Annotated in this window: 10 protein-coding genes, 2 tRNA genes and 1 rRNA gene; all 13 read right to left on the bottom strand. The window is 57.2% G+C overall.

Translation table 11 applies throughout. The features are described from left to right. Nucleotides 1-52: 52 nt before the first annotated feature. Nucleotides 53-505 (bottom strand): DUF3349 domain-containing protein, encoded by a 453-nt coding sequence (locus tag ACP3RB_RS08170; RefSeq protein ID WP_070737427.1) that lies wholly within the window; start codon nt 503-505, stop codon nt 53-55. A gap of 50 nt (nt 506-555) precedes the next feature. After that, on the bottom strand, nt 556-849 hold the full coding sequence (locus tag ACP3RB_RS08165) for a hypothetical protein (RefSeq protein ID WP_070737430.1): 294 nt from the start codon (nt 847-849) through the stop codon (nt 556-558). Between the two features lie 14 nt (nt 850-863). Next, complete coding sequence (locus ACP3RB_RS08160; RefSeq protein WP_426699004.1) at nt 864-2,093, bottom strand: anion permease; 1,230 nt, start codon at nt 2,091-2,093, stop codon at nt 864-866. Nucleotides 2,094-2,566: 473 nt separating this feature from the next. Then, nucleotides 2,567-2,683, bottom strand: a 5S ribosomal RNA gene (gene rrf / locus ACP3RB_RS08155). A 3-nt stretch (nt 2,684-2,686) separates the two neighbouring features. Further along, nucleotides 2,687-2,759: transfer RNA gene (locus ACP3RB_RS08150), tRNA-Ala, on the bottom strand. 144 nt (nt 2,760-2,903) lie between these two features. After that, nucleotides 2,904-2,977, bottom strand: a tRNA-Ile gene (locus ACP3RB_RS08145). A 209-nt stretch (nt 2,978-3,186) separates the two neighbouring features. Then, nucleotides 3,187-3,783 (bottom strand): DUF3566 domain-containing protein, encoded by a 597-nt coding sequence (locus ACP3RB_RS08140; RefSeq protein WP_060824120.1) that lies wholly within the window; start codon nt 3,781-3,783, stop codon nt 3,187-3,189. Then, complete coding sequence (gyrA, locus tag ACP3RB_RS08135; RefSeq protein WP_426699003.1) at nt 3,783-6,413, bottom strand: DNA gyrase subunit A; 2,631 nt, start codon at nt 6,411-6,413, stop codon at nt 3,783-3,785. The genes ACP3RB_RS08140 and gyrA overlap by 1 nt, the downstream gene beginning before the upstream one ends. A 79-nt stretch (nt 6,414-6,492) precedes the next feature. Next, a complete protein-coding gene (gene gyrB / locus ACP3RB_RS08130; RefSeq protein WP_426699002.1) occupies nt 6,493-8,523 on the bottom strand; it encodes a DNA topoisomerase (ATP-hydrolyzing) subunit B in 2,031 nt (676 codons plus the stop codon). 401 nt (nt 8,524-8,924) lie between these two features. Further along, complete coding sequence (locus tag ACP3RB_RS08125; RefSeq protein ID WP_426699001.1) at nt 8,925-9,620, bottom strand: DUF721 domain-containing protein; 696 nt, start codon at nt 9,618-9,620, stop codon at nt 8,925-8,927. After that, complete coding sequence (gene recF, locus ACP3RB_RS08120; protein ID WP_426699000.1) at nt 9,613-10,866, bottom strand: DNA replication/repair protein RecF; 1,254 nt, start codon at nt 10,864-10,866, stop codon at nt 9,613-9,615. Before recF ends, ACP3RB_RS08125 begins: the two co-directional genes overlap by 8 nt. A 112-nt stretch (nt 10,867-10,978) precedes the next feature. Continuing rightward, nucleotides 10,979-12,103, bottom strand: a complete 1,125-nt coding sequence (dnaN, locus tag ACP3RB_RS08115) for a DNA polymerase III subunit beta (RefSeq protein ID WP_426698999.1) — start codon at nt 12,101-12,103, stop codon at nt 10,979-10,981. Nucleotides 12,104-12,903: 800 nt separating this feature from the next. Further along, a complete protein-coding gene (gene dnaA / locus ACP3RB_RS08110; RefSeq protein WP_426698998.1) occupies nt 12,904-14,610 on the bottom strand; it encodes a chromosomal replication initiator protein DnaA in 1,707 nt (568 codons plus the stop codon). Nucleotides 14,611-14,976 lie beyond the last annotated feature (366 nt).

Genomic DNA, 14,976 nt, shown 5'->3' with positions numbered 1-14,976 from the left:
ACCCCATAGGTCACAAGCTTCATGAGAGTTCTCAACTCTCACCGCAGGCTATTTAGTCGTCCTGCGCAGCAGTAGCGTTCGGAGCCGGAATATTAGCCGACTCAGCAGCCAACTCGGCGATACGAATCTCACCGGTCGTCGGATCATCGTAGGTCACGTACTCGGTGCCACCAGCCGTAGGCTCGGCGTCCTCGTTCACGTGGTTCTCCGCGATCAGGAAGCCGTGCGCGCCAAGAATCTTAGCGACGCGGTCAATATCCTGCGGGGTGGGAGTATGATCCACCACTCGACGAATGTACTCGTTAATGCGCTGGTCACTCACATACGCCTCGCCACGAGCAGCACGAGACTGCATGAGCTGGCGAACAACTTCCTGCAGCTGCTCATCGGTCAGACGCATCTTCAAAATAGCCATCACAGCCGCGCGGTCCTGCACCGGAACATCCTTGGGATACCCGACGCTCAGCCAGTCGATTACTCGAGAGATTATGCTCTTATCAGGCATCGAGCCCCTCCTTCAAAGCAGTCATCATATGCAATTTAGTGTTCACGGGATTAGTGGCCTCCACCGGTTACGCCGAAGATATTCCAGCCGAAAGTGTGGTCGATAAAGTCCTTAGCGACCCAGAGAATACCGATGATTACGATTGCTACGATAATAGCAAAAATGCAGGACGCGGCAATCTTCGCCACCGTTCCCGGAGGCTCAATTTCAACGAGCTTGCCGTCCGCAGTGTACTCGGTACGACCAGCCAGCAGACGCAGACCGAACGCATACAGCGCCGGAAGGCCCGCACCAAAGAACAGACCGGCAATCAGCACCGGAATAACCTTGTTCACAATGTCCATCAGATATTCCACGGCTACGGACCTGCCTTCTCAGTAGCAAGGGTCTGGGCTTCTGCGGATGCGTCAGCGCTGGTGACTGCAGCGCCTTCCTTTTCATCCCAGTCGCCAGTCACGTTCGAAGCGTCAATGTTGTCCTTCTGGGAGTGACGCCACATCAGGAAGCAGAAGATCACCAGCAGAGCGAACACGGTCATTTCGCCGACAAACTGGGTGCCGGTCAGAGCGTTCAGGCCGTGACCAATCAGCCAGGTCAGAGCACCCACAATCGCGGCAGCCGGCAGGGTAATCAGCCAAGCAACCACCATGCGGCCAGCAACAGACCAGCGAACCTCAGCACCCTTACGGCCCAGACCACTACCCAGAATCGAACCGGATGCCACGTGAGTGGTGGACAGTGCCATACCGAAGTGGGAGGAGGTCAGAATAATCGCGGCGGATGCACCATCAGCAGCAACACCCTGCGGGGTGTCCACCTCAACGATGCCCTTACCGAGGGTGCGGATAATGCGCCAACCGCCCAGGTAAGTACCCAGAGCAATCGCGAGCGCACAGCTAGCCTTCACCCAGAAGGGGATTGCGTCATCGTTGCTCAGGGTGCCCGAAGCAACCAGAGCCAGGAAGATCACGCCCATGGTCTTCTGCGCGTCGTTGGTACCGTGCGCCAGAGACATCAGGGATGCGGTCGCAACCTGTCCCTTGCGGAAACCACCATGCTTACGGTCGTCAGCCACCGGAGCAGCAATGCGGTAGACCAGCCAGGTGCCGGTTGCCGCCACAATAGCCGCAATGACGGGGGAGAGGACCGCAGGAACAATAATCTTGGACAGAACACCCATCCACTGCACGCCATCAAAGCCGATCGCGACAATAGCCGAACCAATCAGGCCACCAAACAGAGCGTGCGACGAGGAGGAGGGAAGACCCAGAAGCCAGGTCAAAACGTTCCAGAGGATGCCGCCAACCAGGCCGGTAAAAACGATGAGCATCAGTGCCGGCCCGTCCGTTGTTACATCGATACGATCCAGGTTCACGATGCCGCTACCGACCGAACGCGCCACTTCAACAGAGAGGAAGGCGCCAACGAGGTTCAGGGACGCAGACAGCGCCACGGCAGTCTTAGGCTTCAGCGCACCGGTCGCGATGGAGGTTGCCATTGCATTACCGGTGTCGTGGAAGCCATTCGTAAAGTCGAAGGCGAGCGCGGTAAGCACCACGATCACGAGAATAATGAGTTCTGTAGTCACAAGAAAATTATCTGTCGGTTTTCGTGAAATCTAAAGTATTCCGAATTAACACGAAATAACAGATAAACCCACAGTATTGAGCGGGTTTTCGTGAGGGTTTTATTACAGAGCCCATATTTTAGGGGTAAAACTCCCGATATTCCGCGGAAAAAAGGGTGCACCCATCAGAATGTTTAAGTTGGTTTATGTGGCTTATGCGAGAGCGCGGGAGAGAGGGTCGATTATATCCATCAAGAGGCTAAAGTGTGTTCACCAAGTGTTCACTTTCAGGAACCTCCCAGGTTTCTTTTTGTGACACACCTTTATTATTCAGACCTCATTTGGGGCACTAAACCACCCACGCAGGATGCCCCTGTGGGTTTTTACGGCGCGGGGGCTTTATCATGAGGCAGCCATGCTAAATCCACCGCATCACGGCAGCAGATACAACAAAAGACCCCGCATCTTTCGATACGGGGTCTTTTTCAAAAATAAACCGGCGATGACCTACTCTCCCACACCCACAAAAGTGCAGTACCATCGGCGCGAAGAGTCTTAGCTTCTGGGTTCGGAATGGAACCAGGCGTTTCCCTCTTGCTATAATCACCGGAAAGTGGAGGCGAGGGGACTCGAACCCCTAACCCTCTGCTTGCAAAGCAGATGCGCTACCAATTGCGCCACGCCCCCGTCTCAGCGGAAACCACTGTTTAGTTATTTTTCCAAGCCTTTACGACCTCATTGCTCTGGTACTTTTTCAAGACCATCACAGTGACACACGAAAGAACAGCAAGAATCAATAATTTCTTCATTATTGCCTTTCATAGTGTGGAGTGGGCGTACCAAGAATCGAACTTGGGACCTCTTCGTTATCAGCGAAGCGCTCTAACCGTCTGAGCTATACGCCCTCCTTCTGCGGAATTTCTTCCGTAGAACGAGATATAACTATACAGGTGTTTGAAGGTAACACCAAATCGAAAAAGCATGTTCTGCATCACATTTTATTGTCAGGGGTTTCCGGGCATACCGGGCACACAGAGCAAGAGCATGCAGAACGGGTGGCACCGCCTCCATCGGAGACAGTGCCGCCCGCACACAAAGCTCAAAAAGCTACAAACTAGGACTCATCGCTCAGAGTCAAGGTCACGCCACCAACCAGCTTCGCAGCCAGGTTGTACAGAATCGCGCCAATCATACCCAGCAGAGTAAAGACCACAGTGTTGACCACAGCAAAAATAGTAGTCACCAAAGCAACCTGACCCAGCGAAATCATCTGCGAAATATCCACAGTGGTCGAACCGGTACCCAAAGAGCTAATCAGCTGGTTCACACCGGCAAACGCGCCAGAAGCCTGCAGGAACAGCCACAGAATCACCGAAGCCACCACAGTCACAATGCCCAGAGCAATAGACAGCAGGAAGATCAGCTTAGCCACCGACCACGTATCAACCTTCTGAACCACCAGACGCGCGCGACGAATCTTCGAACGCGGCGCCGGACGCACCAACTGACGGCGCGAACCGGTCGGACGCTTAGCGTTTACAGGGCGCTTGCCGGCAGGACGCTTAGCGGTACCGCCAGGACGAGCCTGGCCCGAACGGGCCTGAGCCGGGCGACGCGCGCCAGCCTTAGCCGCACCCGAAGACTTGGATGCGCCAGCTGCCGCCGAACGCTGTGCCGACGCAGGAGAGGAGCTCGCGGGAGTGCTGCTCATTAGTTACCTCCAGTAGCGGTGAGATCGGCAGCTGCCGCTTCACCCTCGTTGTCCGTACCGGGCGCCTCAGAAGACTCCGAAGCCTCGGTGTTCTCAGTGGTTTCATCGTCGCTATCATCCAGCTGACGATCCTGGTTGCGCGCAACACCAATAATAGAATCGCCCTTACCGGGCTTTGCAAAGATAACACCCATAGTATCGCGTCCTTTCGCAGGAACCTCATTCACATTCGAGCGAACGACCTTACCGCTGGCCATAACCACCAGCACCTCGTCCTCTTCATCCACAATGAGGCCACTCACCAGGGCGCCGCGATCCTCAACTAGCTTAGCAACCTTAATGCCAAAACCGTTACGACCCTGCACGCGGTACTCATCCACGCTCGTACGCTTCGCGTAACCACCCTCAGTGACCACGAAGACGAAGGAGCCCTCAGTGACCACATTCGCAGAAATCAGCTCGTCGCCCTCACGGAACTTCATACCGGTCACACCGGAAGTGGAGCGACCCATCGGGCGCAGCGACGCATCATCAGCGTGGAAGCGCAACGACATACCGTTACGCGACACCAGCAGAATATCGTCCTTATCCGAAACGGTGAACGCCGAAACAACCTCATCGCCCTCACGCAGGTTAATCGCAATCAGGCCGGCAGTACGGTTCGTATCGTAATCGCTCAGGCGGCTCTTCTTCACCATGCCGCCGCGAGTAGCAAGCACCAGGTACTCAGCATCCTCGTAGCTCTTCAGCTCCATGACCTGAGCAATATGCTCACCGCCCTGGAACTCCAGCAGGTTCGCAATATGCTGACCCTTCGCGTCACGACCGGCTTCCTGCAGCTCATAACCCTTCGCACGGTACACGCGACCCAGGTTCGTGAAGAACAGAATCCAGCTGTGCGTAGTGGTCACAAAGAAGTGCTCCACCACGTCATCACCGCGCAGCGAGGCACCCTTAATGCCCTTACCGCCGCGGTGCTGGCTACGGTACTGATCACTGCGGGTGCGCTTAATGTAGCCGCCGCGAGTAATCGTGACCACGACCTCTTCCTCGGGGATGAGGTCTTCCATGGACATGTCGCCGTTGTAGCCGTACATAATCTGGGTGCGACGGTCGTCGCCATAGCGGTTCACGATCTCGCCCAGCTCCTCGGAGATAATCTCGCGCTGGCGAGTCTCCGAAGCAATAATCGCGTTGTACTCAGCGATCATGCGCATCAGCTCATCGTGGCGATCCTGAATCTTCTGACGCTCCAGAGCGGCCAAACGACGCAGCTGCATGTTCAAAATTGCCTGAGCCTGAGCCTCATCAATCTGCAAGAACTCCATCAGGCCGCTACGCGCCTCATCAGCGGTGGGGGAGCGGCGAATCAGGGCAATAACCTCATCCAGAGCGTCCAAAGCCTTCAGCAGGCCACGCAGGATGTGCGCCTCTTCCTCCGCCTGACGCAGACGGTAACGGGTACGACGAACGATAACGTCCATCTGGTGATCCACCCAGTGACGCACAAACGCATCCAGGGACAGGGTACGCGGCACACCATCAACAATGGCGAGCATATTCGCGGAGAAATTCTCCTGCAGCTGGGTGTGCTTGTACAGGTTGTTCAGCACAACCTTCGGGGAAGCATCACGCTTGAGCACAATCACCAGACGCTGGCCGGTACGACCCGAAGTCTCATCGCGCAGATCCGCGATGCCGGTGACCTTACCGTCCTTGATGAGCTCAGCAATCTTAATCGCCAGGTTATCCGGGTTCGCCTGGTACGGCAGCTCGGTGACCACCAGGCAGGTACGACCGTGGATTTCCTCCACGTTGACCACCGCGCGCATCGTGATGGAGCCGCGGCCGGTGCGGTACGCATCTTCAATACCCTTGGTGCCCAGAATCTGCGCACCGGTGGGGAAGTCGGGGCCCTTAATGCGCGCCATCAGCGCATTCAGCAACTCCTCGTTGGTGGCGTGCGGGTTCTTCAGGAACCACTCCACACCCTCGGCAACCTCACGCAGGTTATGCGGCGGAATATTGGTCGCCATACCCACAGCAATACCCGAAGAACCATTGACCAGCAGGTTCGGGATGCGCGCGGGCAGCACGGTCGGCTCCAGGGACTTGCCGTCGTAGTTGGGCTGGAAATCAACGGTGTCTTCGTTGATGTCACGCACCATCTCAAGGGCAATGGGGGCCATCTTGGTCTCGGTGTATCGAGGCGCCGCAGCACCATCGTTACCGGGAGAACCGAAGTTACCCTGACCCAGTGCCAGCGGGTAACGCATGATCCAGCTCTGAATCAGACGCACCAGAGTGTCGTAGATAGCGCTATCACCGTGGGGGTGGAACTGACCCATCACGTCGCCAACCACGCGGGCGCACTTGTTGAAGGATCGGTCCGGGCGGTAGCCGCCATCGTACATCGCGTAGATCACGCGGCGGTGTACGGGCTTGAGGCCGTCACGTACATCCGGCAGGGCGCGGCCAATAATAACGGCCATTGCGTAGTCCAGGTAGGAACGCTGCATTTCGGTCTGCAGGTCCACCTGTTCAATGTGGCCGTGCTGGTCTACACTTTCGGCACCACCATTGCTGACGACGTCAACCTCAGTGGTCTCATTCTGGTGTTCTTCGCTCATAACTTTCTCATTTGTTTATGTTTCATAGAGCTATATAGCCACTATTACATATTCCCCACAAGGCATGTGATCCTATGGATTAGATATCCAAGAACCTGATGTCCTTTGCGTTCTGCTGGATAAACTCACGGCGAGCCTCAACGTCCTCACCCATCAGAACAGAGAAGATCTGGTCAGCCGCAGCGGCGTCTTCCATCTTCACCTGCAGCAGAGTGCGGCGAGCCGGGTCCATGGTGGTGTCCCACAGCTCGGTGTAGTCCATCTCGCCCAGACCCTTGTAACGCTGAATGCCGTTGTCCTTGGGCAGGCGCAGGTTCTTCGCCGCGCCACGAGCCAGAGCCTCATCACGCTCAGCATCCGAGTACACGTAGTCGTGCGGAGCGTTCGACCACTTGATGCGGTACAGCGGCGGCTGAGCCAGGTACACGTAACCCGCCTCAATCAGCGGACGCATAAAGCGGAAGAGCAGGGTCAGCAGCAGGGTCGTAATGTGCTGGCCATCGACGTCCGCATCCGCCATCAGAACGATCTTGTGGTAGCGTGCCTTCTCAATATCGAAGTCATCACCAATGCCGGTACCGAAAGCGGTAATCATCGCCTGAATTTCAGCATTGGACAGGGCACGGTCCAGGCGAGCGCGCTCAACGTTCAGGATCTTACCGCGCAGCGGCAGAATAGCCTGAGTGTTCGGGTCGCGTCCCTGAACAGCCGAACCACCCGCGGAGTCACCCTCCACCAGGTAAATCTCAGAGATTGACGGATCCTTCGAGGAGCAGTCCTTGAGCTTACCGGGCATGGAGCTGGTCTCCAGCAGGCCCTTACGGCGGGTCGTCTCGCGTGCCTTACGGGCTGCAATACGCGCCTGAGCGGCGGTGATTGCGCGGCGCACAATATCCTTCGCCACCGCGGGGTTACGACCGAACCAGTCGCTAAGGTGATCGTTCACCTCACGCTGGGTGAAGGACTTAGCCTCCGAGTTACCCAGCTTGGTCTTGGTCTGACCCTCGAACTGCGGCTCGGAAATCTTAATCGAAATGACCGCGGTCAGGCCCTCACGCACGTCTTCACCGGTGAGGTTATCGTCCTTATCGCGCAGCAGCTTGTTCTCACGCGCATAACGGTTCACCAGCGAGGTCAGAGCGGCACGGAAACCCTCTTCGTGAGTACCACCCTCGTGGGTGTTAATCGTGTTCGCGTACGAGTAGACGGACTCCTTGTACGCGCCGGTCCACTGCATCGCAACTTCCAAGCTCATGTTGCGGTCGGTGTCTTCGGATTCGAAGGAGACAATCTCCTCGTTCACGATGGTCTTCGCGCCCGCGTTGAGGAAGTGCACGTAGTCGAACAGGCCGTTATCGTAACGGTAGGTGACAGTCGTGAAACCCTCAGCGTTCGCGCGCACGCGATTAAGGACGTTCTTCTCGCCCTCTTCGGTAACCTCGTCACCGACGAACTTCTCGCGCTCATCGGTCAGGGTGATGGTCAGGCCCTTGTTCAGGAACGCCATCTGCTGGAAACGCGCACGCAGAGTCTCAAAGTCGAACTCGACGGTCTCGAAAATCTCCGGATCCGGGTAGAACGTCTGAATCGTACCGGTCTTATCGGAGGGCTCACCCTTGCGCAGGGGACCATCCGGCACACCACCGTTAGAGAAGGAAATATGCCATGCGTAACCCTGACGGTGCACCTCGGTAATCACGCGGGTCGACAGCGCATTCACCACGGAGATACCCACACCGTGCAGACCACCGGAGACCGAGTAGCCGCCGCCACCGAACTTACCGCCAGCGTGCAGCACGGTCATGACGACCTCAACGGTGGACTTGTGCTCAGTGGGGTGCTCATCCACAGGAATACCGCGGCCGTCGTCCTCTACGCGAACACCACCATCAGCCTGAATGGTCACGTCAATCTTGGAGGCATAACCGGCGAGCGCTTCGTCAACCGAGTTATCTACGACCTCGTAGACCAGGTGGTGCAGACCGCGCTCAGTGGTCGAGCCAATGTACATGCCGGGGCGCTTGCGAACCGCTTCCAGACCTTCCAGCACGGTAATATCGGATGCACCGTATTCATGCTGCTGTTCAGATGCATTCTGTTCAGATGCCACGAGGCAGAACTCCTTGAGTAGATGATGCAACCGGCGAAGAAAAGTTACGGGTAGCCAAGAACGCCTCGCAGAGGGCACAAGAAAGTGCCTGTACAACCCGCGTAGCCGGTGGCGCCCATAGGTGGGCACACTTTACGCATTGTCTCTTTTATTTTACCGAGCAAGAGAGCATAAAACCATTTACGGGCGTCATTTATTGAGCTTTTTGAGAGCTGTCACCCGCTCAAAAGCCCGCAAAGGCGGTTTAGAGTGCCTCAACCCCCTCTTGAGGTAGGGGGTACGGTTCACAGCCTCGTGGGGTTTGCCGGCGATTCTGAAGCTTTCATGAGGTGCAGAAAAGGGGCACGTTTTATGCAACGCACCCCGAATCTTAGGTTTCTGCCGACCCTGACGCGCCACACCTACCCGTAGGTGTCGCGCACACCGCGCATGCCGGCCGCGCGCCGATAGCCTCGCTGATTCCAGCGTCCATTATTCGGGCCCAGCACGCGAACCTGAGCTACGACACCTTCACCCAGTTCGCGGCGGAATAGCTCGATCAGGTGCCCGTGCATCAGGCGCAGCTGAGTCGTCCAGGCGGTGGAGTCGCACTGGACTTCAACAATGGAGTTTTCGAAGCTGATCGGGCGGGTGTGCGCCGCGATTTCAGGACCCACTAGCTCAGCCCAGCGAGCCAACACGCTAGAGACTGCCACGGGCTCTTTCCAGCCGCGAGAACGAATCAGAGCACTGACGATGCCGCCGAGGGGCTTAGGGTCGCGAGAGCTCTCTCCGGGACCGCTATAGCCACCCATGACGCGGGGGTCCCACCCCTGCGCTCGCCGCGATTTATTCTTCGAGGCGGTGCCGGACATGACCGCACCAAAATCACGCATGATTTTATTCGCCGAGAAGGCGTTCAGGGGCGCCTCGCCGCGCTCTTGAGCCGCCACTCGCATGCGGGTCAGCAGGGCGGAGGGGGCGTCCACCTCGTCACGGTAGAACTCGCCTACTCCATCAACCTCGCGCGGGTTGTGAGGGTCCTCAAACTGCGATTCCGTGAATTCATCGAATGTTTCACGTGAAACATGGTTTTGGGGGCGGGCGGGGTTACTCATCGCCGTCACCCTCCGCGAGCACAGAACCGGTCGAGCTCGGCTGCCCCGCAGGGTCAGCGACAAGGTCGGTGGCAGGGTCAGCGGCAGGCTGTACATACTCGGCGTGCCCCGCCGTCACCGACACCAGGCGGTAGTCACCCAACTCCTCCGGAATATCGCTAAGCACCGCGCAAGTAATCAGCACCTGCTCCGCATCAGCAACCATCGCACCCAGACGGTGGCGGCGCGCAGAATCAAGCTCCGCGAACACATCATCAAGAATCAGAATCGGCGAAGAACCCACCGAGGAATCATCCTCAACATGCACAAACCAGGACGCCAACTTCAGTGCCAGCGCAAAAGACCAGCTCTCGCCGTGCGAGGCAAAATGCTTCACCGGCATGCCACCGAGCAGCAGAGTAATATCCTCACGGTGCGGACCCACCAGGGTCACGCCACGCTCAATCTCATCACGTCGACGCTCCGCAAAACCACGCATCAAAGCCTCCTTGAGGTCCTCAATGCGCATCAGCGCCGCATGCTCAATCGAGCGCTCACCCATGCTCGAAAAAACAGTCGACTCATAGTTGAAACCGACCTCTTTAGAGCCGTCCGTCAGCCCCGCGTAGGCGCGGCGAAGCTGCGGCAAAAAACGCTGCAGCAGACGAAAACGCGCAGAAAGCAGCTGAGCGCCCAGAGTCGACAGCTGCTCCTCCCACACCGAGAGCGTGCTCAACGCGTTCTCATCCCGCGCCTTACGCTGCATGGATTTCAGCAGCGAATTACGCTGCCGCAAAATCCGCTCATACTCGCTACGGTAGCCAGCGACCACCGGACGCAAAGAAATAGCCAGCTCATCCACAAAACGACGACGACCCGCCGGGTCCCCCTTCACCAACTGAAGGTCTTCCGGGGAGAACAAGACCGTGCGGGCAATACCCAGTGCCTCCTTGGCACGCACCGGCGCGGCACGATTAATGCGCACCCGGTTACTCTGCCCCGGAGCAATCTCAAACTCGGTTACCGTCTGCTGCGAACCGCGCACCGTACGGGTGCGAATATAGGCGCGCGAAGCCCCCATCCGCACCAGCGGCCCGTCATGGCTCACGCGATGCGAAGACAGCGACGCCGCATAGTCAATCGCCTCAACAATATTGGTTTTCCCCACGCCGTTCGAACCCAGAAACACCGTAACTCCCGCCGAAAGAGGCAGGCTCAGCAGAGCGTAGGTGCGGTAATCCAACAACGAAATATGGTCGATATACACCGGAAGCTCCTTTCGTACGGTTCGGTTGGGGGATGGGCACAGGCGGCCAGAAAGCACAGCCCCGCGGACTTCCCTGGACAGAGCTTTGGGAGGCGCGCGGGGCGGTGAGCTACTAATTCGACGGCAGGCGAACCGGCATCAGCAGGTAACGGTAGTTGCGGTCATCCTCGGCCAGAGGCTCGTCCTGACCGGAAATCACGGCGGGCTTCGGCGCATCGGTGAAGGAGAAACGAACGAACTCGGTACCGAAAACCTTCAAGCCATCCGAGAGGTAGGCGGGGTTGTACGCAACGGTGATGTCATCACCGGACAGGTGCGCCTGCAGAGTCTCGGACGCCTGAGCCTCATCACCGCGGCCGGCATCAATAGCCACCGAACCCTGGGTGAACTTCAGACGCAGGGGAGTGTTGCGCTCCGCCACGAGGGAGATACGGCGAGCAGCCTCAGCCAGGTCGGAGGTGCGAACCACCGCGTGAATCGGGGTCTGCTCGGGGAACAGCGCACGGATGTTGGGGTAGTCGCCGTCCATCAGAACGCTGGTGGTGCGGCGGGCGCCAGCAGCAAAGCCGACTAGCTCGCCAGCGGCGGGCAGAGCGATAGACAGTTCACCGGATCCGGAGAGGGTGCTACCGACCTCGGAGACGGTTTTAGCCTTCAGCAGCACAGCCGCCTGAACGTCGGGGTTGACCGGGTTCCACTTGATTTCGCGCATTGCCAGGCGGTAGCGGTCGGTGGCGAGCAGGGTCATGGTGTCGCCATTGATTTCTACGCGGATACCGGTCAGCAGCGGCAGGGTCTCATCCTTGGAGACCGCAATCTGAACCTGCTTGACGGCTTCAGCGAATTCGGCGCCGTCCACGGTACCGGAAATTTCGGGAAGCTCAGGAAGCTCGGGGTAGTCCACGACCGGCATGCCAGCTAGCTGGAAGTTAGCGGAGCGGCAGTGAAGACGAATCACAGACTCATCCGCGGTGAACTCGACAGGTGCATTCGGTAGAGAGCGGCAAATTTCTGCCAGGATCTTGCCGGGAACCAGGCAAACGCCTTCTGCTTCAACATCGGCTGCAATGACCTGACGGGCGCTGGTCTCGTGATCGAAGCTTGCGATGCTGACCTCACCTGCGGAGGCGGTAATCAGCAGACCGTTGAGTACGGGGGAGGTGGGACGCAGCGGAAGTGAGCGTGCCGTCCAGCCGACTGCTTCGGCAAGGACATCGCGTTCAACGGTGAATTTCATCGAGAAGGCGCCTTTCACGGAATTAGAGAGTAGTTTGTGGGCGCACGTAAAGCTTTGGACGATAGAGCCGGAAATATCGCGTGCTCTGATGCGCAGTGAATCTTCCGCGCGCGCGTCTATCCATCCTACCGGATTTTGTAATTACACAGAGACTCGAAGGTCGCTCCCGCAGCGAAAAATCGGGTGAGATGAGGCATGTAGTGCCGCTGTATTTTTGTAATTACAAAGATGGACGGAAGATGCGACGAACCCGGTCGAAAATAGGTTCGAATTAGGTGATGGTCCGGTGTTGGTTTCTTGTGTAAACCCAACCACCAAACCCAACCTAGGAGATAGCGTGCAGCTATCAAGCCCAACCCGCAAAAATCTATGTTTTCAGCAGTGGAGCATAGAAAAATCTAAACCGGCCCGGTTTGTCGAGCAGAACTACTTGTTATGGGGAGGATTTTTTCTTTAAGTACAGTAGTATTGTTAACGCTTGTGGAAACGGTGGAAAACCCCTTCCTTGCCTGCAATGACGCGGAAGTAGCCTGTGGACATTAAGTGGAAGAATCCACCCGGTGCTGAGGATGCATTGTGAATGGATATTTATGCATTTCCTCGATTCCACACCTTTTGAATATTCATGCACTTAACGTCCACACGAACGCATGAGTTAAAGCACAGCTTATCCACACCCCGAAAATCCACCTTTTCGAGTCGCTAAAATCCTTGAAACCAGCAGGAAATCCCCGCCCCGAAGCCTATAAAACACCTAGTCAAGGCGCAAAATAAGCTACGGGACAGGGAGAAAAGTACATCTAGCCGGCGGCGCGCTGCTCCTGGCGAATCAAATTCGTCAGCTCAGTCACCTGATTGAAAATCGTCTGACGCTCCGCCATCTGCGCGCTCACCTTACGCACCGCGTGCATCACCGTCGTATGGTCGCGGCCGCCCAAATCGTTACCAATACGCGGCAGAGACATCTCAGTCAGCTCACGCAGAAGATACATCGCCACCTGACGCGCATTCGTGAGCGTACGGGTGCGAGACTTCGACTGCATATCCTCAATGGACACATCAAAATACTTCGCTACCGTCGCCAAAACCAGCGCCGAGGTAATCTCCGCACCACCGGTATCAGAGAGCAAATCCTTCAGATAAGTCTCAGCCTCAGCCAGGGTAATGGGCTCCGGCGGCTTCTTCATCGAGGCGGCAGCGCTCGCACGAATCAGAGCACCCTCCAACTCGCGAATATTGGCCGTGACATGGGAAGCAATGTATTCCATGACGTCATCGCGCACCGGCAGAATCTCGTTCTGAGCCTTCTTCCGCAGAATCGCGATACGAGTCTCCAGCTCCGGAGGCTGCACATCCACATTCAGACCCGAACCGAAACGCGAACGCATACGCTCAGCAAAACCGGTCAGCTGCTTCGGCGGCAAATCAGAGGTAATCACGATCTGCTTCTGGTGGTTATACAGTGCGTTAAACGTATGGAAGAACTCCTCCATCGTCGCCTCTTTACCCGCCAAAAACTGGATATCGTCAATCAGAAGAACGTCAACATTGCGGTAAATCTGCTTGAACGACGAACCCTCATCGTCACGAATCGAGTTAATGAAGTCATTCGTGAACTCCTCGGAATTCACGTAGCGCACCCGCAAATTCGGGTACAGGTACTTGGTGTAGTGGCCGATCGCGTGCAGCAGGTGGGTCTTACCCAGACCCGAACCGCCGTAGATGAACAGCGGGTTATAGACAATGCCGGGCTGCTCCGCCACCGCGAAAGCGCTCGCGTGCGCAAAGCGGTTGGACTGACCAATCACGAAGGTGTCGAAGGTGTAGTTCGGGTTCAGTCGGGCAGAGCTATCCCAAGTCGGCGCGTTTTCCGGGTCTTCATGCGGATGCACCTGCTGAGCCTGCGGTACCGCCGGGGCATCCGGAACGAAAGAGGGCGCCGTCGGGTATTCGCGAGGCGCCGGCGCACCCGCAGCAGGAGCCGCCGGAGCGGACTGTTGCGCGGAGGGGAATCCGGCACGCTCCACCTCCAAGGCATGCAGGGAGGGGCGGGTGACCTGCTCATCCGCGGGCACCTCGTAGTGGTCAGGACCCGGATGCGGCTCCGTGTAGTACTCAAAAGCACGCGAGCCGGCGGGTGCCTCGGGATGCACAGAAGCCGCCGCTGCCGAAGGGGCGGGCTGGTGCTCAACAGGCACCTCACGCTCACCCTGGAAAACGTCCTGACTTGCAGGTTCAACCGGAATCATCGACTCATTCACATCGAAAAGTGCGGTGGTCGACGGACCAAAGGCCTCGTGCAGAGCCGCACGGAACGAAGCGCTAATCTGCTCCTCGAAGACCGCACGGGTGAGCTTATTCGGCACCTCAATGATGAGGCGAGAAGAACCCATCAGTCCCTGAGGCTGCGCAAGATTCACGAAACCGCGCTGACGTGCCGTCACCGCCGGATCGGCGGCAAGAATGGAGAGCAGATGCGCCCAGCGCGCCTGAAGGGAGTCGGTCATGGAATTCTTTACTTTCACTCGATGTGAAGCGGTGGTGCAGTAAAGAAATCATGCCGGAAACCACCGCGAGGTCATTAAGATTCTACCCGCTTAATACACAGGGGGAGAAAGTTATCCACAAGAGTTTTCCACACGGTGGAAAACTTGTAATTACAGAAGTGGATAAGCGGTGGATTTAAGTGCACAACAGAGCTTCTCCCTTGATATTTAGTGGAACATCCCGGTGGTGCGCGGGTGTGGATAACTTAGAAGCGACAGGAGTTTTAGGGGGATATGCACCGCGGTGGATATCGTGCCGCCGTAAATATCCCCAGGTTTATGCCCCTCTGAGGCAGTGGTGTCTCCACACCCTGTATACCTGCCGCA

The sequence above is a fragment of the Rothia mucilaginosa genome (assembly GCF_049990865.1).
GTDB lineage: Bacteria > Actinomycetota > Actinomycetes > Actinomycetales > Micrococcaceae > Rothia > Rothia mucilaginosa_I.
The sequence above is the reverse complement of the archived record's forward strand: the minus strand, read 5'-3'. Positions and strand labels throughout refer to the sequence as shown.